Raw genomic sequence first — 21256 nt, 5'->3', positions numbered from 1 at the left:
CTCTTATTATTTTTTTTCAAGCCAGGATTGACTGTACTTCTCAGCCATGGTTTCTTTCACATTCCTTGTCACCTGCAATGGCTGAAATGTATCAATCATAATTGCATATTCATCGGTTTCCTTTTTACCAATTGAAGCCTCAGTTTTGCCAGGTTGAGGTCCGTGAGGTATTCCCATTGGATGCAACGTGATTGATCCTTTCTTTATTCCTTTTCTCGACATGAAATTTCCGTGCACATAATAGAGAACTTCATCACTATCTACATTTGAATGATAGTAAGGTGCAGGAATTGCATCAGGATGAAAATCATATAAACGAGGAACGAAATTACAGATCACAAAATGCTCGGTTGTAAAAACCAAATGTATCGGAGGCGGTAAATGAATTTTACCGACCTTTGGTGCGTATTCTTTAATGTTAAAAGTATAAGGATAGAGAAAGCCATCCCATCCAACAACATCGAATGGATGATGAGGAACCTGGTATTTGAAAAACCTGTTTCTTACCTTTAAAACTATTTCAAATTTTCCTTTTAGATCGATTGGATCCATAAATTCAGGAACATGAAAATCACGTTCATAATAGGGGGCATCTTCTGTCAGCTGACCATATTCATTTCTGAAATGCTTTGGAATATCGAAAGGTGTAGAGGATTCAACAATAAATAATTTTGCTTTTTTATAATTCTTGAATTTTACCTGGTATGTTGTCCCTTTCGGAATAACAATGTAATCCCATTCACCAAACAGTAACCGACCATATTCGGAAAGTAGCTCACCAGTTCCCTGATGCACAAAAAGTATTTCGTGTGCATAACTGTTTCTAAAGAAAGTATCAGTATCCTGAGTTGGATTCGCAGTTGCAATTGTACAATTATCATTTTTCAAAAATTCATTTCTTGAAGTAATAAAATTACCTTCTGTCTTTTTATCATCAGTGAAAAAATGATAATACTGTAAAGGTGCATCCGGCCACTCAGCGGATTTTCTGTTTCTTATCTCTTCTATTTTCTCAACTTGCGGAGGCATGTAAAGGTGATACTTATTCGAGTAGATTCCTGAAAATCCTTTTGTGCTGAAGAGTTCCTCCCTGTAAAGTGATTTTCCGTCTTCTTTATAAAAAGTTGTATGACGTTTAGGTGGAACTTTTCCTACTTTAACATAAAATGGCATTTAATCCTCCTTATTTCTTCCTGTTACATTATTCCTATTTACTTTTTACTTTCTTACTTTATCAAGACTACCACGCTGTGCCTGATCTCTTTCAATCGATTCAAACAATGCCTGGAAATTACCTTGACCAAATCCCTGTGCACCTTTTCTTCTTTGAATTATCTCATAGAAAAATGTTGGTCTGTCTCCAATCGGTTTTGTGAACAACTGCAGCAAATAACCTTTTCCTTCAATATCACAAAGAATTCCATGTTCCTTCAAATCATCGATATTCTCAGTAACCTCAAAACCTTTTTCTTTTAACCGTTCGTAATATGTATCTGGAACAGAGAGAAATTCCATCCCGTTTTTTCTCATTGCGGCAATAGTTTTGATAATATCATTTGTAATTACTGCAACGTGCTGAATTCCAGAGCCAAGATATTCATCTATATATTCTTCAATCTGAGATTTCTTTAATCCTTCGTATGGTTCGTTGATAGGATTTTTTATTGCAGGACCTTCAGTTGATCGAACAACTTTTGAAAGTAATGCTGAATACTGTGTTGATATATCTCCGGGACCAAAATCAATGAATGTTTCAAAGTTTAAACTCTTATTTAAATAATTCGCCCAGAGATCCATCTCGTTAGTTCTTACGTTCCCAACGATGTGATCAATCGCCTGTAGTCCGGTGTCTTCTGTAGTGATTTCAATTTTCTGAATTGGTTTGCCGTATCCCGGTTTGAATATTCCCTTGTAATTATCTCTGTTTACAAAAACTATCTCTGCATCATCGTACAGTTTTAAAGCTGCTTCTTCAACCCAACCATTTTCATTTTCAGTTTTAATTGGTTCCCAGGCAGGAACAGCACCATTCTTTAATGCAGCATCAAATGCTTTTTTTACATCTTTTACTTTTAGCGACCATCTTTTAACGCCATCGCCATGTCTTTCAACAAATTGATGAATTTGATACTGACTTGGATTTATTGCAGAAGTGACGACAATTCTAAGATTATTTTGCTCAAGATAATAAGATACTTTTCCTTTAACACCAGTTTCTGGTCCTGAATATCCAACAATCTTCATCCCCATAGCTTTAGCGTGCCAGTACGCCCACATTTTTGCTGAGCCCACATAAAATTCAACATAATCGTATCCGAGCAATCCTAATTGTTCTGCCATTTAATTTCTCCTGATATTAAATTATTGATATGCCTTAAACTAACTTCAAATTTAAGGGAAATAGCCATTAGATTAAAGTAAAAATAAAAAGATTTATGTTTTTAAGAAATTTTAACTGCTGGTATCAATTAAATTGAATCAAGCAGCAGAAATCCATTTCCTTTCCTAACGGTTACGGGCTGAATATTTTTATGCTCATATTTGCATTGCTTCAGAATCGGACAAACAGAACACAGCGGTTTTGCAGACTTGCAAATAATTCTTCCCAATTTTATCAAGTTAGTATGAAACTGATGTGCAATTCCTTTTGGTAATTTTCCGCTGATTAGTTCAAAAGTTTTTACCGGAGTTTTCGTATCTACTAATCCTATTCTATTCAGAGTTCTATGAACATGTGTATCGACAGGGCACACATTTCTATCCAGAGAAAATAATAGAACGCAACTTGCTGTCTTCACTCCAATTCCATTAATCGAGGTTAGCTCATTCAGAATTTCATCATCTTGCATTTTCTGGAGATATCTCATATCGAAATTATCATTTCTTTTCTTTAATGAAGAAAGAAACTTTTTAATTGCGGATGACTTTTGTTTTCCCAATCCTGCAACTTTTATGGTAGATTCAATTTGTTTCCTGGAAACTTCAGCTACTTCTTTCCAGGATTTGTATCTTGATTTTAGATTTTGATATGCCCGATAAGAGTTTCTGTCATTAGTATTTTGTGAAAGAATTGTGGCTATCAAAGTATCGACTGGATTTGGAAGTTTAGCAGGTCTCTCAGGAACGCCGAAATGCTTCACCAACAGCTCATTTATCTTTTTGATTTTACTTTTCAATGAATACTAATTTTTAATGATGAGTTTCATAAAATTAAATTCAAAAATTCAATTAGCAAATATTTATCTTTGCACATCTGTTTAGGCTTAAATAAATAAAAGGAAATCAATGGGTACTTTGATGTCGAGCATTTCCGGAATCCGTGGGATTGTCGGTGATGGATTGGAACCGGAAATAATTATTAAACACACTAATGCGTTTGCTGACTTTGTAGGTTCAGGAAAAGTAGTAGTCGGACGAGACGCGAGAATAACAGGGGAAATGGTCAATCAGATTACCACAGGGACTTTGCTTGCTAAAGGCATTGATGTTATAGATATCGGAATTTGTCCGACACCAACAGTGCAATTCAATGTAAAAAAATTAAATGCGAATGGTGGAATAGCAATTTCTGCGAGTCACAATCCTAATGAATGGAATGCTTTGAAGTTGTTAAATAGTACGGGACAATTCCTCTCTCCCGAAGAATATCTGCAGATGCAAATGTTTTTGCAGAATGATAAACAAAGTTATAAATCCTGGGACAAAATTGGAAAATGGACAGAGTATTCGAAAGGAATTCAAAATCATATTGATGCTGTACTGGATTTAGGGATTATCTATTTGGATGAAATCCGGAAAAGAAGATTCAAAGTAGTTTTGGATTGTGTAAACGGTGCGGGTGCATTTGTGCTTCCAGATTTCTTGAAAGAATTTGGTTGTGAAGTTATTGAAATGAATTGTGAGACAACCGGGATCTTTCCAAGACTACCCGAACCCTTGCCGGAAAACTTAACAGAGACGATGAAAAAAGTAAAAGGTGCAAATGCTGACTTAGGAATTGTAGTCGATCCTGATGTCGATAGATTGGTTTTGATCACTGATAAAGGTGAACCTTTTATTGAAGAAAATACAATCACACAAATCGTTCATTTTGTTTTATCAAGAAAAAAGGGAAATGTTGTTGTTAATCTGTCGACAACCAGAGCAGTTGATGATGTTGCAGCTAAATTTGGATGTTCAGTTTTTCGTTCACCTGTTGGTGAAGCAAATGTGGTAAAGAAGATGAAAGAAGTTGATGCGGTTATTGGCGGCGAAGGAAGCGGCGGGGTAATCTTTCCAGAATTACATTATGGAAGAGATGCTTTGGTTGGAATAGCATTAACACTTCAACATTTATCGGATTATGGAAAGTCTTTATCAGAATTAAAAAATGAACTTCCTCAGTATTTCATTTCTAAAAAGAAAATCGATGTGACTGAAAATCCTGATGAAATTATAGACAAGTTGACTCATCACTTTTCCAATCAGAAAATTAACAACGAAGATGGATTACGAGTTGATTTTGAAAGTCACTGGGTTCATTTCAGAAAATCGAATACAGAACCGATAATACGTATTATTGTTGAGGCAAAGTCGGAGGCAGAGGCAAAGGATTTTTCGGAGAAGTACTTACAACTGATAAAGAGTTAATTCATCAGTAAAGTTTTTCGCGTTTTTGGATGTAACGAAGAAGTGCTTTGTCGTATGGATCAGATGTTTCAATCAGGTTGTAGTCAATATTTGAGTTCAGACATTCAGTTTTTATCCTTTCAGTAAACTCTTTCATCGCTTCACGATATGCTTTTTGGATTTGATATGGCTGCGTGGTTAACTCATCTCCTGTTTCAAGGTCTTTAAAGATGGCATCCTTACCAAATGAAAAGGTTTTTTCCATGGGATCCAAAATCTGGAAAACAATAACTTCATTTTTTTTATAACTGAAATGTTTCAGTGCCCTGAGAACGGAAATTATATCATCAAAAAAATCTGAAATTATAACAACTAGTCCTCTGCGCTTGAGTTTTTCTGCACCTTCACTTAAACTTTCGGCCGTATTCGTCTTTTCAGATGCTTTGACAAGAGCAAGGTTTTTAAATATTTCCTGAAGATATGCTCGAGAGGATTTTGGAGGCAGAAACTTGTTTATCTTTTCAGAATAAAGTGTTAATCCAACTGCATCCTGCTGATGGATCATCAGATAACTTAGAGCAGCAGCAAGTGTAATTGAATAATCCAATTTGCTTAAGTTACTTCCTGAAGAATAAGCCATAGAATTGCTTGTATCGAGAAATACATAGCTTCTGAGGTTGGTTTCTTCTTCATACTGCTTGATAAAATACTTTTCTGTTTTTCCGAACACTTTCCAATCAACATCTTTTAAGTTGTCTCCCTGCATATATGCACGATGTTCAGAAAACTCCACACTGAAACCATGGTACGGACTCTTATGCAATCCTACCATAAAACCTTCAACTACCAACCTTGCTTTTAGTTCAAGTGAGTTTAGCTTTGATATAAATGATGGATCGAGATAATTCTTAAAGTCCCGAACTGCTTTTTCCATTACTTTTCTTTTGCCATATTCTTCATTAGAATTTCTTCCGGTGTCAAACCCATATTATCAAGTTCAGCTTGTGCCGATGCGGCAAGTTCATCATTTGGATATTCTTTAAGAAACTGTTTATAGATTTTTGTGGCTTCATCATAATTTTGCAGATCGTTTGCATTGATGAATCCTGCCATAAAAAGTCCCGAAGGTGCGAATCTACTTTTGGGGTAATCTGTGTGAAGTTTTTTAAAAAGTTCGATTGCTTTTATGAGATTCTCTTTTTCAGAAATACTTTTTATCAGTTTATTTTGATACAAACCTGCCAATTGAGACAGGGCTTCAGGAGCTAACTCGCTTTTAGAATGATCATTTACGATCTCTTCAAAAGCCATTACTGCTTCGGGTACTTTATCCTGTTTCAAATAATTTTGTGCTTCATCAAAAAGTTCTTTGTCGGTTTTATTTGAAGAGCAACCAATTAAGATTACCAAACTGAAAAAACTGAGAAATAATTTCATCATTTTTGCCCTTATTTAATAGATTTATTGACAAAATTATCATTTAATAGCTCAACAAACAATGAATGATTTTTGCTTATAATTAAAAAAGCCAGCCTTAATTAAAAGCTGGCTCTTCAAATATGAACATTAATTCAGTACTATTTCGTCAATATCATTTTTCTTACCTGACTGAATGACTGACCATCTATTCCGGTAGCTTCAATCTTGTAGAAATATACACCACTGTTCAAATTAACAGCGTCAAACCTCTTTTCGTGGAATCCCTCGCTCATATTTTCATTTATCAGAATTGCAACTTCCTGGCCTAAGGCATTATATATTTTAAGATTTACTTTTGAATCAACAGCCAGGCTGAAAGCAATCCTTGTACTTGGGTTGAATGGGTTCGGATAATTCTGCTCAAGAGAAAATAATTCAGGTGCTGAAACTTCGATATTAATTTCTTCAGAATATGCGAAAGTACCATCATAGTCTATTTGCTTTAGACGATAATAATAGCTACCTGGATTTACTTTTGTATCCACGTATGAGTAATATTGCTTTTCAGTTGTTGTTCCAAAACCAGGAACAAATCCTAGTGATTCATAGCCTGAATCAAATCTTCTTTGTATTTCAAAACCACGGTTATTTTTCTCAGTTGAAGTTTGCCAGTTTAGAGTCACATCCCCATTATTGGCAGACGCTGTGAAGGATGCTAATTCAACAGGTACGACGATTAAATTGCCACAGCCAATAACATCAAAGTTTGGCCATGCCGACCCAGTGCCTGAACCTGTTGCATTACCATATCCACCAGGAACATAAACTTTAATTGTGTCACCATGCAATCTGGGTGCAACTGCATTAAAAATATTGGACATCTTTATTGGTTTATTGTTAACTATATCAACCCATTGTTCAAGCTGAACATCAAAAACGTGTGTGGTATCATAGTAGCCACCTGGGCCGCCTCTTTCACCACAAACTAAAAAGAAATATTTATCGATAGCGTTTCCACCAGGTCGGCTGAGTCCGGTGTAAATAGTTGGAACAACGGGACCTGCTGTCCAGGTAATTTGGGATGCACTTGCACCAATTGTACCTATATACGTGCTTTTCAGGAATGCTGTATTAAATCCGGCACACATGATGATTTTATTTCCTGAAATACCTAAACCGAATGTTCTTCTACCTTGTCCCGTGGGGAGAGAATTTGAAATTGTACCCCAAGTATTCGAAGCCACACGATAGTAATGAACAGCCAAATTGGTTCCTGAACCAGTGTAAGGACCGCCAACTACGAAAATAACACTATCTCCCCAACTTACTGCACTATGTCCAGTTAATGCAACTGGCATTGGAGCTTTTGTTGTCCAGGCCCCTGTTGCCGGATTGTACTCGTAAACAGAATTTACCGGACCGGTTGTAATGCTGGTTGTACCACCTCCGAGGAAATAAAGTCTCCCGTTACAAACTGTCATAGCACCACCTGTTAAGGCTGCTGGTAAATTCGTTGCGGTAGACCATCCTCCGGTGACTGTATATTTTAGGATTGTGTTGGTAGGTCCACCAGTTGTTGATGGTGTATGTACATACAATGTATCACCAATCCAACGAGCTTCCTGAAAGTAAGTAGCTGCAGGAAGATCAGGATAAGTTCCGGTTGAGCACCAATTACCTGCGTCCTCAGATATTGGGTACCAATCGACAACATCCGGATAAAATTTTTGCCCTGCAACAAAATCTTCGTCATAGTTCATCATGTCCTGAGCAAGGATTAAGCTGCATGCAAAAATGGAGATGAAGAAAACAGAAATGAATTTGTTCATAGAACCTCCTGTAAAGTTTATGAAGTGATTTTATTAATTCAGAATAGAAGAAACAAATCTCGTATGATTATACTGTTACTTCTACAACTGATTTCAAATAAACTATATAATAATAATTTTTTTTATTGAAGATGTCAAGTATCGTTGGGGAGAATTATTTTTCAAACAGCATATTTTTAAACAAAAAAAGCCAGCCCCAATTTCAGAGCTGGCTTCTTAAAGAAGTTATTAAACCAAATTATTTGGTTAATATCATTTTCTTTACATCTACGAAATTGCTTCCATCAACTCCGGTAGCTTCGATTCTATACAGGTAAACACCTGAATTTAGAGATGAAGCATCGAAATTAAAATTGTGAGCACCTGCAACAAGATTTGTGTTTACGAGTGTTGCAACTTCTTGTCCAAGAACATCAAATATCTTCAAACTAACTTTAGAATCAACTTTTAGTCTGAATGCAATCTTCGTACTTGGATTGAAAGGATTCGGATAGTTTTGGTCTAATGCAAATTCAGCTGGAGCTGGAACTTCAACTTCAACAATATTTGAATAAGTAGTTGTTCCATCATAGTCAATCTGCTTCAGTCTGTAGCTATAAGAACCTACTGCAACGCTTCTGTCAATATAGCTGTAAGCTTGAACTTCAGTTGTTGTTCCGTGGCCCTCGACAAATGCGACTGCTTCGAATTCACCACCAACACTTCTCTGAACTTCAAATCCCTGGTTGTTTGTTTCGGTTGCTGTTATCCAGCTTAACTCAACAACACCGTAATCAGCTGTTGCTGTGAATGATGTTAACTCTACAGGAACTATTTGCCAAATGCACAGATTATCCCAGTAGATATTATCGGTGTTAAATGAATATCCATTGTAACTTATTTCAAGCTGCATATTTGTTGTGCCAGATGCCGGAGTTGTAAACTGTCCTGACATTACTTGAGGTCCAACATTTCCTGTTGGATCTACAACAGTATACAGCGGCGTACTAGTAGCTCCTCCATCGTATGTAACTGCTACTGTAACTGATCCACTTGGATTTGCATACCAATCTAAATAGAAGTTGAATGAATAATATGTGAGCCAATTGTTCAGAAAAGCTACCGGCAGTACAGATGATCTAACCATTGATACTCCAGTAAATGATGGTGTCCAGCTCATCCTCAATTCAGGTGGTGTGCCACCAGCGTTTGCTGAATTAAATGCTGACCAATTTGTCATACCTAATGGTCCAATAATTGTCCAGTTACTAATATTTGCAAACTCATCGCACCATTCATTAAGATTTGGATCCTGTACCGTTGTGAATGTCCAGGTTGGACCCTGTGTTCCACAAGTATCATTCTTGCATACTACTCTCCATCCGTATTGAGTAAAATATTGTAGAGTTGGCAATGCAAATGAACTTATTGCTGGTCCTGTATAGACTTGAGTTAGATTACCTACTGTGCCAAACCACACTTCTACTTGTGTTGTTCCTGCTGCATTTGTCCAGGTTGCAGTATTTCCAGTAATTGGAATGTTTGTTGCTCCACTCGGAGGATTTGGATTTGTTGGTGGACCAACTGGGCATGGTGGACCTGAAGATCCTAATGTTCTATAGCTCATCGCTCTGTAACCAGTAAACAGAGATTGAATTGTCTCCCAGGTCGTACCGGACCAAGCATATCCAGGATGTAGTGTTGTGGTAGTTGATTCATCAGCACCACTGTAGTGAGGTGAAGAAGAAAGCGAAGGATTATATTTTATTCCAATATAAACCGAACCACTTGTTACTGCTGGCATTGCAGAAATATCAAAATCGTAGAATGCCAAAGTTGGCCACACCGGGATATTTGTAGCTGTAACGCCACTAACGACAGCAATTTCAGCTCCAGGAACACCGCCGCCAGCTCCATCGTACATAACTATGTCAAATGTAAAGTTTACAGGTGACGCTGCAACTCTAGTCAATGACAAACAAAAAGTATTAAACTGCCAAGGATATTGAGGTGGTGTGAATAACGAAACAAATCTTCCATCAGTTACGATTGGATTCCACCCATATCCATTTTCGAATGTACCATCGTCATAGATTAATTCTCCAGCACCTGTACATTCAGCATCTGGATTCTCGAACTGGGTTTCAACCTTTTGATTTGAACCGGTAATTAAAGCCGATTGCTGAGAAAATATCAGAGCACTCCATAGAAGAGTGATCATGATAAATGATAATTTGAAAAGTATCCTCATAGAGAGACCCTCCTGAAATTAGTTAGAGATAAGTTAGTTAGAAGTAGTAACCAAAAATTATTCATTGATTAACTGTTATCAATCCGTAATTGATCGAGAGGAAATTATAAAATTAATTTTTGTAACTAAAAATTACTCTCAATCTTACCAAATTTTAACTTTTAATGCAAATTTTTATTTGATAATAAAACGAACTTTTTAAGCAACAATAATCTTACCAATCAAAATAAAATCAGATTTTTATCTTATCATTTTTTGCCATGGAATCCTTCTCCATCGATTTCTTATAATCCTGAAGTTTTTTTTGAATGCCCTGATTAGCAACACCTAAAATATTGAGTGCAAGTATCGCAGCATTTTTAGCGCCATTTATAGCGACTGTTGCCACAGGAATTCCCGGAGGCATTTGTACTATCGAAAGCAACGCATCCATCCCATCCAGAGATTTTCCTTTAATTGGAACGCCGATAACCGGAAGTATTGTCTGTGCAGCAGTAACACCGGGAAGATGTGCCGCACCACCTGCAGCCGCTATTATAACTTTTAAACCTCTATCAACTGCCGAACTTGCATATTCAGCATGTTGATTTGGTGTACGATGTGCAGAGAGAACTTTAACTTCATATCCCACTTCAAATTCCTTGAGAAGCTTAACTGCGTCCTCCATTATTGGAAGATCTGAATCGCTTCCCATAATTATTCCCACCTCAATTTTATTTGTACTCATTTTTCATTCTTGATTATTAATAAAAAAATTACCAGTTAACTTTTATTATTTGTTTTCCATCAGACCTTAGAACTATAGCTTTTTGGATATCTGTTCTGTAGATGAGAGAACCAGATTCTTCCAGCTTTACTAAAACATCATTAACAGGATGTCCAAATTTATTTTTAAATCCAGCACTTATCAAACTGATTTTAGGCGAGACATATTTAAGAAAATTATCAGATGAACTGGTTTTACTGCCGTGATGACCAACTTTTAAAACATCAGAATCCAGAAAATCCCGATACTTATCAGCATAAAATCTTTCTACTTCTTTTTCAACATCACCTGTAAACAGAAAGCTATTTTCACCATAGACCAACTTGAAAATGCCACTTCGATTATTCGTTGATTCACCAGCAATGTTTTTTATTTCATTCCCGTAAAGAAAATATATTGCTGTATTATCTATCATCATTTTCTCCTCACGATAGTAACGGATTGGAATGTTTCTCTCGTTTACGAATTCTTCAAATCTCAAATCTTTACTTAATGATGAATCAATTTCTGGTTTTATTATTTCCCCTATCAGTCCTTCTAGAATCAGTGCAACATATCCTCCATAATGATCCGAATCAATGTGAGTCACAATTCCGTAATCAATTTTTTTTATTCCAAGATAATTCAGTAATGGAATTATAACTCTTTCGCCGTTATCGAAAGTGATAGTAGTATTTCCCGCATCAACTAAAGTTGTTTTTCCATTTGGAAACTTTATTAGAAAAGCATCCCCCTGTCCCACGTCAATCATAACAACGTTCAGGTATCCATCGGGAAGAAGTTCTTCATTATCCACTGATGAAATTATAAATGTGTTGGTAACAATAAGAATAAACAAAATCAATTTTGCGCGTAAATTTTCAAATCGAACTATATAGAAGAGAAAGACAGCAAGCAGAATGTAGAATATGAACGCGTCAAACAATGAATAATTGCTTACAGTTAAATGTGAAAATGATAAGTCACCAGTAAATTTTATTAGTCTCAGAATCCTTTCAGAGATTATGCTAGTTGCTTCACCTAAATAGACTGCAACGAAAGGCAACATAATCGAAATTACCAACGTGGCAATTGCTGCGGCAATTATCGCTCCGATAGCAGGTATTACAACAAGATTAGCAATTATTCCTACAATAGAATATTTATTAAAGTATAAAAGTGTAAATGGTAGTGTCCCAATCTGTGCACTTATTGACACACCAAAAAAAAGCAAAATATTTTTTATGATTTTATTCTGAATATTCCATCCATCAATCATTTGGTTTATATACGGGAGAATAATTCCAATTGCCAGCACTGCAGCAAAAGATAATTGAAATCCAGGATTATAAATTTCATTTGGATTTATGACGAGTATTATCAAAGCAGCAATTGATATCGAATTGAATAAATTAGTACTTCGGTTTGATAAAAAGGCAATAATTATCACAACTGCCATTACCGTTGCTCTGAACACCGAAGGAGGAATACCTGTAAGGAACATAAAACATATCAATCCGAAAATGGTCAGTATTGAGCGAAGTTTGAAATTCAGTCTTCCAAAAAGAAATAGAAAAATTAAAACGATATAGCCAACGTGTAAACCGGATACCGCAAGAACATGAACAACTCCTGCATTTATAAATTGATTCTTCGTTTGGTATTTGATATCTCCCCTGTCCGCAAGGAGCAGACCTCGCAGTAAAGCTGCAGTTTCAGGTGAGTGATATTTTTTTATCTGCTCATCAATTGATTTGCGTAATTGGTGGATTGCATTGCTAAAAAACAAAGCCCTGTTATCAACTATTACAATTGAGTTAATATCACTAATAAAAATAATTCCAAGTATTTCTTTAGATTTTAAATAAGCATCGTAGTCAAATTCACCTGGATTTCTTTTTTGCCTGCCTTTATAGTAGTAACCATTTATCTTGATTATCTGACCGGGTTTAAGTTCTTTGTAAAGTTCAGTTAAAGCTTCATTATCAACTTTCACTTTACACAGAATCTTAAATTCATCTTTAATTAAAAATTCTTCGGAGTAAAGTGAATCAACATCCACATAAAAAAGCAGTTCATTTTTCCGTATCAGATCAATTTTATCGATCTCGCCAACTGCTGTTGTGTTCTTGACTTTATCTATCTTTTCGATTGATGAATTAAATGTAATAGTATTTTCTCGAGCAATAAAATTCCCAGTTGAAAGGATGAGAAAACTGACAAGTAAAAAAGTCAAATATGAATAACTTTTTAAGTTAGAAAATCTGTTTCGAAAAAGAATAGAAAACAGAAGAAGGAAAAAAATAATTCCAATAATAATTACATCTATATGTAATAATCTTTCCGACAGAATTCCGATTATAAAAAGGATAGTTAGCTTTATTACTGGATAGTCTTTCATTTGCAGAATTTAATTATTGCACTTTTAATCTGTGTGATGTCCTTTACTGACTCAGCAATTTGTCGTGCTGATTTTCCAGCAGTTATTGTCAACGCAGGATTTCTTGTATGTGTCTTGACAGATAAATCTTCAAGGTTCCCGTGATCAGAGCAAACAATCAATGTCATTTCTTTAGAATCGACTTCATTGAGCAGTGTATATAAAAATTCATCCAATTCAGTGAACAGCTTATTAAATTCATTCGGATGCCGTAAATGCCCGAGATGATCGCTCATATAGTATTCATAAAGAGTGAACTTGAACTGACCAGCAATTTTCAATAATCTACGTGCCGCGGTTCCTGGTTTAATTACTTTAAGCTTGTAACCAAGCCGCTGATTCCATCTTTCATTTGTTAATTCTGCTGTCAGTGCTTTTCCGGTCCTCACATCATTTACACGATTTAATTTTATACCTGCTAATGTACAGGTCGTCGTAGTTACACTCAATCTTGTTCTTCCGGATTCAACATAATCAAAAAAGACTTGTGGATATGCGTTGGCAAAGTAGCTGCTCTTAAATTTATCTCTGTAATAAATAAGAAGGCTGTCTTTTACCAAGATCGGAATAGTTGAAGAATATGGATATGGTCCAAAATGTTTTCCGACAAATTTTGGTGCATTAAATCCGCAGAACAATGATGCTTGCCCAGTTCCGCTTTGAGGTAATCCTTCAACTCCTAAATTTGCGTCAGTCGGAAACAGGTAATGAGTACCGTTTGATAGAAACTGATTTTTGATTGATGGAATATCTACAAAAATATTTTCAATCGATTTGAATCCGTATTTAAAGAATGGATTGAACTGAAAATCTTTTTTACCGATACCAACTCCATCAAGAAAAACCATTAAGATATTATTCATCTATTTCGATTCTTTTTTTGATTCAACTAATACTGTAACCGGACCGTAGTTGACTAACTGAATATCCATCATCGCACCGAAGATTCCTGTTTTAACTTTTTCTTCGTCCAGATTCAGTTTTAATCGCTCAATAAATTTTTTATAAAGAGGAACGGCTTCATCAGGTCTTGCAGCATCAATAAAACTCGGACGATTGCCTTTTGCGGTTTCTCCGTAAAGTGTGAATTGTGAGATCACCATCACTTCACCATCAACATCTTTCAATGATTTATTCATTTTATCCTCAGCATCCTCGAAGATTCTGAGGTTCGCACATTTATCAGCAACAAAATTCACATCATCGATTGTATCACCAACTTTAATCCCGAGGAGGATGAGCAAACCCTTTTCGATTTCCTGATGATAGTTTTGTTCCGGGATTGTAACCGAAGCTGATCTGACTCTTTGAACAACTGCTCTCATAATTTTTCACCTGAAATAATTCTTTCTATGTTCTGATAATCTTTCACTACTTCAATATGAGAAAAATTATTTTTAATCATTAAATCTTTAACATCATCGTACTGACCTTGTGCCATTTCAAAAAACAATTTCCCTCCTTCTTTTATTTTTGGAGAAGCTTTTTGTACGATTACTCGGTAAAACGATAAACCGTCCGATCCATCAGTAACAGCAGTTTTTGGTTCATAGTCCTTAATTTCTTTTTGAAGAGAAGAGAAACTTTCTAAAGAAACATAAGGTGGATTTGAAACTACTAAATCAAACTCGGGAAATTTATCCATATCTTCTTTTAAAATATCATGCTGCATAAATCTAATTCTATCTGACAAATTATACTTTGAAGCATTTTCTTTTGCCAAAATTAAAGCTTCAGCATTTATGTCTGTAGCTATTATTTGTGCTTTTGGTAAATGATACGCAAGTGTGATCGGAATATTTCCGCTACCGGTTCCAATATCAAGTATATTCAGATCAGCTTCTTTTGAAAAAATATTTAAAATATTTTCAACTAGTAGTTCAGTTTCCGGTCTTGGTATCAAAACAGATGGATTAATTTTTAGTTCAAGTCCGTAAAATTCAACTGTTCCAGTGATATATTGAAGCGGTTCAAAACCGGCTCTCCTCTTTATTAATTCACGATATTTATTTAACTCTTCTTCGGCGAGAGGTCTGTCGAAAGTAAGGTAGAGATCAAGTCTTTTGCATTTGATAACATCAGCAAGTAGCAGTTCAGCATTTATTCTCGGAGAATCAATTCCCTTTTTGCTTAGGTATTCTGTGGAAAGTTTTATTGCTTCGAGTACGGTGATCATTAAGTGTTTTAATAAATAATAAGCTAATTTATTAAAAGGTATGATTTAATCGGCAAGGAAAAAGTAGAGTATAAATCCAAAATTTATCTGCAACGCTACAAATGTAACACCGCTTATCAGGTCATATTTCTCTGTTTGTTCCTGTAAAGCCGGATCGCCCGTAATCTGGTATTCATCAAAAGTTTTGTCTGCTTCGAGTTTGTAATATGCAGTCGTTGCGCCAAGTGCAATTAGAGTACCGGTTAAAATTTTGAACAAAGCTGATTCATAAAAGCTTTCACTTTTATTCTCACCAATAAATTGTAATTCAGGTTTTATTCCGGAAACTAATTCATTGTGTGTCAAAGTCACTTCTGAATAGTCTGGTTTTTTAAGATTAAGAGACTGAAAATTATCATCCAGCCAGAGAGGAGTAAATCCTATAATTGAATCGGATTGTATCACATAAACATTTTGTGGATTTGAATCAACAAACACTCTTGACTTGAAGTTGTATGTAAAGCTGATGGAACTGCAATTTGTAATTTCAAGAGTATCAATAATCAATTCACTGTTCCATTCTCTGCAATTTGAGCATAAAGTTATTATGTGAGAACCGGGTTCAAGCTCTAAATGAAAATCATTTCCGATTTGCTTTAAACTATCATTCAAAAATAATTCTGCGTTTTCCAAATTGGTACTAATTATCGCATCAGCTTTACAATCCTGTGCAAAGCCACTGAAATCATAAAACAGGTAAATAAGTAAACTACTTATCAACAAAGTCGTACGCACGAATTACTCCATCGTCAAATCCAATAAATAAAATATTTTTATGAATGACTGGTGAAAGCTTTGCTCTGCCATCAAGTGAAACAGATTTTAATAATCTTCCATCAGTTTTATCAATCAAATGAATTGCAAAAAGTACATTTGGCAGAATGATCATATTCTCAGTAACCAGAGGAGTTGAGTTCAGAATTCCTTTGAAATGAATTTTCCATTTTTCAGTTCCGATAAATTTATCGATGCAGAAAAAATCACCGTTAAGATTTCCAATAAAAAGATTTTGTTCATCAATAGCAGGTTCCATTTTTATGCGATTACCAGTATCAAATTGCCAAATGATGTCACCATTAATTAAATTCATTGCATAGACAAGACCGTTATCATTACCTGCAAATATTACAGAATCAGAAATTGTTAATCCTGAGAAGAAATGTCCGCCAACATTTTTAACATAGACTGAATCACCATTATCAGCATTCAGTGCAATAATTTCACCACGATCATTTCCGAATACAAAAAGACTATTAATTAACGCAGGTGAACTTCTTGTCGGAACTCTTGTATGAGTTTCCCAGAGAATCTTTCCGTTTGAGTTCATTCTGTAAGCGATCCCTACTTCTGAGGTAAAAAGCAGATCATCCTCAAGCACAAGCATTTGAGTAAGAATCCTTCCCGGCAGTTCAATTGCATCCAACTCTTTTCCCTGGTTGTAATCATAAATGATAATCTCGGTAAGATTTTCCTTATCCAATGCTAACGGGAAAATTATTTTACTCCGAAATGGTACTGGTGTGGAATACACACATCCATAACTGTATTTAACATTGCCGATCTTTTTGCCTGATTCTATATCGAAGCAAAAAACTCTGCCTGCGAGATCATTGACAAAAACTAAATCGTCGTACACAGAAATGGATGAATTTGGAAAACTGCCGTATGTCTCGGATTCCCATTTGAGCGCAATTGAATCTGATAAAGCCACCGGAAGATAGAATTCACGTGACGGAATTTTCCCGAACATTTTGTAGGGATTTACATCCTCTTTCGTTGAGTACTTGATAACAGATCTTGCGCATCCCGCTAACAAGAGAATGAAAATCAATGGCAATATTTTATGTTTTAGAAATCCCATCCGAAAAAGAATTGATAGAATAAACCATTCTGAAATCTTGTGTAGTTATTTTCTATTTTTTTACCCATATCATAACGAAGCGTGAGGATACCAAATAAATTAAATCTGAATCCGAATCCAACAGAACCGATAGTGTTGGTATACTCATCGTTCCATGCACCACCCATATCATAAAAAATAGCACCTCGAATACCAAAGAAACCCAGACTGAAAAACGGAAACCTGATTCTTAATTGCTCAATCAACGGAAATCTGAATTCAAGAGAAGTGAGCCAGATTTTTTCACCTCGAATTCCAAATCTTGGCCAGCCTCGCAAATCCCAGCTTCCACCGACATAGTAAAGTCGCGCTTCTTTCCCTTCATTGTAAAAAATTGCTGCTCTGAAAGCAAGTAAAGTTGTCAAAGCAAATCGCTGATAATATCTGTAATCACCGATGACTGAAAAGTAGTTCACGTTACTGTATTTGATATCACTTGTGTATCCAAGATAAGTCAGTGCACGAATTCCATCAACCGGACCGGTTGGTCCCCAAATCGAATTATCCATAACCCAGCCGATCGTATTTGTAAATAGCACCGCTTTTCTCTCAATGACTTCCGGTATTACTTCCTTATTGGAATTTCTTATTGTCGCCGTTGCTTCAAGCCTTTGGAATTTTGAGATAGGATAACTCAGCAAAAATGATCCACCGAAACTTCTTTCATAATAATATTCATCTGGGTCAGCATAATCATAGACTGGTCCGCTTAAATGAAAGATTCCGTAACCGTAATTAACTCTGCCTGCGAAATTTACTTTTTGGAGAATTACATTGAAGCTGTTAAGAATTTCACTTGTGACTGATGCATTATTATAAATCATAAAAATATATCTGTCATCACCTAAAAGATCACTCAGTGAAAAAATAGCACCGCCTCTGGTTCCGAAAACAGGATCTGTGGCAACAACGCCTTGTGCAAAATCGAGAGAATACTCTTTTTCATACTCAGCCTGTTTCCTTTCGGATGAAAGTTTGAGTGCAACGGCTTTCCAGATTTCTTTTGGTCTGTCGATTTTCATTTCGATAGTATATAGTGAATCTTCCTTTGTGTCTTTGCGACTAAATACAAAAAGTCCAAATGAAAATTTTTCGAATCCTGAAAATGTTATGTAATTAGAATCGATGTAAACCGGATTAAAAACACTCGAAATAAATTCGGATATTTTATTAACACTGCTGCTGAAATTGTTATCGGTAATTTCAATTTCATAAAGATTTCTAACACCGTTGAGATCCGATGTGAAAAGCAGTTTATCTTTTTTTGGTGAGAATGCCGGCGAGTGACTATTTGCATTCAGGTAAGTCACATACTCAATTTCATAATTGTTAAGATCTATAGAAAACAAATTGTGTTTCCCTGCAAAATCACCACCGGTTCTATCCGATGAAAAAATAATCTGCTGATCATTCAAACCGAAAGATGGGTCCTGGTCATTGTAGTAATCGTTGGTTATTCTAAAAAGCTCATCATCCATAATATCGTAAACGAAAATATCGCTGAAACCTTTCCTGTCAACGGCACTGAAAACAATCCGGTTTCCGTCTTCAGAAAATTTTGGCGAAGTAATGAAAAGTAATTCATCATTCTGAAATGATTTTACTATTCGGTTTTCAAATACAGAAAAAAAATGAATTACATCAGTTCCGCCTTTTTTATTATTGAAGACTAATAATCCGTCATTTGAAATATCTATTGCCGATTGAAAAAGATGAAATGATTCAAGTTCTTCAGTTTGCTCACCACGCAGAACCAACTCAGGTGAATCAACAGGAATATACTCTGGAGATAATTCTATTCTGTAAATAGATGAATAACCGTCAACGTTTGCAAGATAATATAGATAATGTCTGTTATTTAGTTTAAAGTATACCGGAGTAAAGTTAAAGCCGTCTTTTGTTACTCTGAGCGAGCCAAATTCTGTCGGATAGCTTGATTCCATCAACGGAAAATATTTTTTTCTCAACCAGTAATTCCACTCGGCATCTATATTCTCAAATGATTCTTTAAAGGTTGTCTCCAGCACCTGATTAAAGTTTGAGTACATCCAGAAATTATCAATGAGCATCCCGATTCTCTCTTCACCATACTTCTCCGCAGCGAATTCAAGAAAACTTTGGCCTTCTTTATACATTAAAAAAGAACCGTAAATGCTGAAAATATCTTCAAGACTCACAAAATAATTATTCAATACAGCATCTCTCATAAGCATTTCTGCCTGAGCATCCCACTCGGTGGAGTAGAATTCAGCAAGTCCTTCAACAAACCAAAGCGGAGGCATTTTGTTTGTTGGAATACGATGGTCTTTTAAAATTCGATACACTTTATTCGTCATAAAAACATGCACAATTTCATGCCGGATGACGTGACGGAAATCTTTCAATGATCCAGTGCTTGGAAGAACAACTCTTCCTTTCAGAAATTCAAAAAAGCCGCCGACACCTTCGGGAATAAGTCCGGGAGTGATGTTCGTTTGCTGGAAATCAATTGAAGTGTTGTAGAAGATGAGAGGAATTCTACGTGTGACAATATGATTCATCCGGACTTTTAGTTCATCATAAATTTCCTCAGCATAATTTGCACCGATCTCAGCAATTGATTCCATCTCTCCATAATAATAAATATCGAAATGATCAGTACGAAGAATTTTCCAATCGAATTCCTCGTACTGGATTTTATTCCTACCGAAATAAAAAAACTGGGCTAAAGCAAAATCACTAAAAAGGAATGCTGTAAAGCAAAGAAGGAAAAGTATTTTTTTTATGATGGCAGAGAGAGCAAGCATAAAACCGGAATAAAATTATTTTTGATGATTTGAACATCCGGATCGTCAAATTCAAGAAAGTCGCTGCTTCATCCTGTGAATAAAATCTATTTCAGATGGATCGAATCCGCGCAAAACCGATGTGTAAAAAGATATCCAATCAGCTAAGAAAATCAAATCCATAATTCGTACCTTTTTATTTTCTTCTTTGCTTTCAAGAATGATCACATCGATTTTTTGCTCACTGAGTATTTCTTTCAGAATCCCGAACCGTTTAAGGTTTTGAGGATGATATTCTTTATCGATCAGATAAACTACCTTTGCCTGGAATTGCTTTTCTTTAAACGATTCCCAACCAATAATTTCATTATGGTTCATCTCAGGTATATTATGATGAAATGCGTGGAGTTTAGCATTCTCATTGAACTGAGATTTCATTCTGTACCCCGTTGATGAGAGAAATTCACCTGAATAAATAACGGGAATGTATCCTGTTAATTGTTCAGCAATCTTAAAAGCTATACTGTTTTCATATGAATACTCCATTCCCCTTTTTTGCCAGAGATCAATTATCTTTTTTGAATTTTCTTCTTCATTGCATAATCTTAGTTCCTGAATAATCCTGAGCAAAGAAAAAAAGCTCAATCCAAGTGCATACCTCGGTTGAAAACCACCTTTAAGTTTCATAACAGGAATTTTATTCGTGGCAGCGGTTTCGCCAATTTTTCCACCGGATGTTATTACTATTATCTTAGATTTCTTTTTCATTGCCTGATTAAAGCAAGAAATCGTTTCTTCAGTATTACCGGAATATGATGAGATGATGATGAGGGAACTTTCATTAGCAAAAGATGGCAGATTATATCCTCTCACTACTATGAAGGGAATTTTGTGTTCACCTGTTAAATAATCTGAAAACAAATCACCGCTTATTGCTGAACCGCCAAGTCCACAGAAAATTATTGAGGAAAATTTATTTTTTTTCAATGAGGAAAAATCTGCAGTTGATTTCCAAGCTTCAATTAATTGTTGATATGATTTCTGGAGAACATTAAGTTGGTTTTCAGTATCAAATTTCTTGATGAAGTGTTTTAAATCCATAATA

Annotated in this window: 17 protein-coding genes; 1 reads left to right on the top strand and 16 read right to left on the bottom strand. The window is 35.5% G+C overall.

Annotated features, from left to right (window positions below):
• Positions 1 to 6: 6 nt before the first annotated feature.
• The 3 genes from IPM14_16760 to IPM14_16750 form a co-directional block, all read right to left on the bottom strand.
• The gene (locus IPM14_16760) at positions 7 to 1173 is read right to left on the bottom strand and encodes a homogentisate 1,2-dioxygenase (protein ID MBK9099722.1); all 1167 of its coding nucleotides are present in this window, start codon (positions 1171 to 1173) and stop codon (positions 7 to 9) included.
• Positions 1174 to 1218: 45 nt separating this feature from the next.
• Positions 1219 to 2340 carry a 4-hydroxyphenylpyruvate dioxygenase gene (gene hppD, locus IPM14_16755; protein ID MBK9099721.1) on the bottom strand — a complete coding sequence of 374 codons (1122 nt, stop codon included), beginning with the start codon at positions 2338 to 2340 and terminating at the stop codon, positions 1219 to 1221.
• 128 nt (positions 2341 to 2468) lie between these two features.
• Positions 2469 to 3143, bottom strand: a complete 675-nt coding sequence (locus IPM14_16750) for an endonuclease III (protein ID MBK9099720.1) — start codon at positions 3141 to 3143, stop codon at positions 2469 to 2471.
• A gap of 142 nt (positions 3144 to 3285) precedes the next feature.
• Here IPM14_16750 and glmM point away from each other — a divergent pair, with 142 nt between their 5' ends.
• On the top strand, positions 3286 to 4629 hold the full coding sequence (glmM, locus tag IPM14_16745) for a phosphoglucosamine mutase (protein MBK9099719.1): 1344 nt from the start codon (positions 3286 to 3288) through the stop codon (positions 4627 to 4629).
• A 4-nt stretch (positions 4630 to 4633) separates the two neighbouring features.
• Here glmM and IPM14_16740 read toward each other — a convergent pair whose 3' ends face one another.
• From IPM14_16740 to IPM14_16680, 13 genes are all read right to left on the bottom strand, one after another.
• Complete coding sequence (locus tag IPM14_16740; GenBank protein MBK9099718.1) at positions 4634 to 5542, bottom strand: DUF58 domain-containing protein; 909 nt, start codon at positions 5540 to 5542, stop codon at positions 4634 to 4636.
• Complete coding sequence (locus IPM14_16735; GenBank protein MBK9099717.1) at positions 5542 to 6048, bottom strand: tetratricopeptide repeat protein; 507 nt, start codon at positions 6046 to 6048, stop codon at positions 5542 to 5544. The genes IPM14_16740 and IPM14_16735 overlap by 1 nt, the downstream gene beginning before the upstream one ends.
• Positions 6049 to 6185: 137 nt before the next feature.
• Entirely contained in the window at positions 6186 to 7856 is a 1671-nt protein-coding gene (locus IPM14_16730) for a T9SS type A sorting domain-containing protein (GenBank protein MBK9099716.1), read from the bottom strand.
• Positions 7857 to 8094: 238 nt separating this feature from the next.
• Positions 8095 to 10086: a T9SS type A sorting domain-containing protein gene (locus IPM14_16725; GenBank protein MBK9099715.1), complete on the bottom strand. Its 1992-nt coding sequence runs from the start codon at positions 10084 to 10086 to the stop codon at positions 8095 to 8097.
• Between the two features lie 232 nt (positions 10087 to 10318).
• Positions 10319 to 10813, bottom strand: coding sequence for a 5-(carboxyamino)imidazole ribonucleotide mutase (gene purE, locus IPM14_16720; protein ID MBK9099714.1), 495 nt, complete (start codon positions 10811 to 10813; stop codon positions 10319 to 10321).
• A gap of 28 nt (positions 10814 to 10841) precedes the next feature.
• Entirely contained in the window at positions 10842 to 13232 is a 2391-nt protein-coding gene (locus IPM14_16715) for a DNA internalization-related competence protein ComEC/Rec2 (protein MBK9099713.1), read from the bottom strand.
• Entirely contained in the window at positions 13229 to 14119 is an 891-nt protein-coding gene (locus tag IPM14_16710) for a metalloenzyme (protein ID MBK9099712.1), read from the bottom strand. Before IPM14_16710 ends, IPM14_16715 begins: the two co-directional genes overlap by 4 nt.
• A gap of 15 nt (positions 14120 to 14134) precedes the next feature.
• A complete protein-coding gene (locus tag IPM14_16705; GenBank protein MBK9099711.1) occupies positions 14135 to 14596 on the bottom strand; it encodes a D-tyrosyl-tRNA(Tyr) deacylase in 462 nt (153 codons plus the stop codon).
• On the bottom strand, positions 14593 to 15447 hold the full coding sequence (prmC, locus tag IPM14_16700; protein MBK9099710.1) for a peptide chain release factor N(5)-glutamine methyltransferase: 855 nt from the start codon (positions 15445 to 15447) through the stop codon (positions 14593 to 14595). The genes IPM14_16705 and prmC overlap by 4 nt, the downstream gene beginning before the upstream one ends.
• A 45-nt stretch (positions 15448 to 15492) precedes the next feature.
• Positions 15493 to 16221, bottom strand: coding sequence for a hypothetical protein (locus tag IPM14_16695; protein ID MBK9099709.1), 729 nt, complete (start codon positions 16219 to 16221; stop codon positions 15493 to 15495).
• Positions 16196 to 17236: a PQQ-like beta-propeller repeat protein gene (locus IPM14_16690; GenBank protein MBK9099708.1), complete on the bottom strand. Its 1041-nt coding sequence runs from the start codon at positions 17234 to 17236 to the stop codon at positions 16196 to 16198. Before IPM14_16690 ends, IPM14_16695 begins: the two co-directional genes overlap by 26 nt.
• A 98-nt stretch (positions 17237 to 17334) precedes the next feature.
• A complete protein-coding gene (locus tag IPM14_16685) occupies positions 17335 to 20142 on the bottom strand; it encodes a PD40 domain-containing protein (protein MBK9099707.1) in 2808 nt (935 codons plus the stop codon).
• 81 nt (positions 20143 to 20223) lie between these two features.
• The gene (locus IPM14_16680; protein MBK9099706.1) at positions 20224 to 21252 is read right to left on the bottom strand and encodes a bifunctional phosphoglucose/phosphomannose isomerase; all 1029 of its coding nucleotides are present in this window, start codon (positions 21250 to 21252) and stop codon (positions 20224 to 20226) included.
• Between the last annotated feature and the right edge of the window lie 4 nt (positions 21253 to 21256).

The sequence above is a fragment of the bacterium genome (assembly GCA_016716565.1).
GTDB lineage: Bacteria > Bacteroidota > Ignavibacteria > Ignavibacteriales > Ignavibacteriaceae > IGN2.
This window is presented reverse-complemented; position numbering and strand designations above follow the sequence as displayed.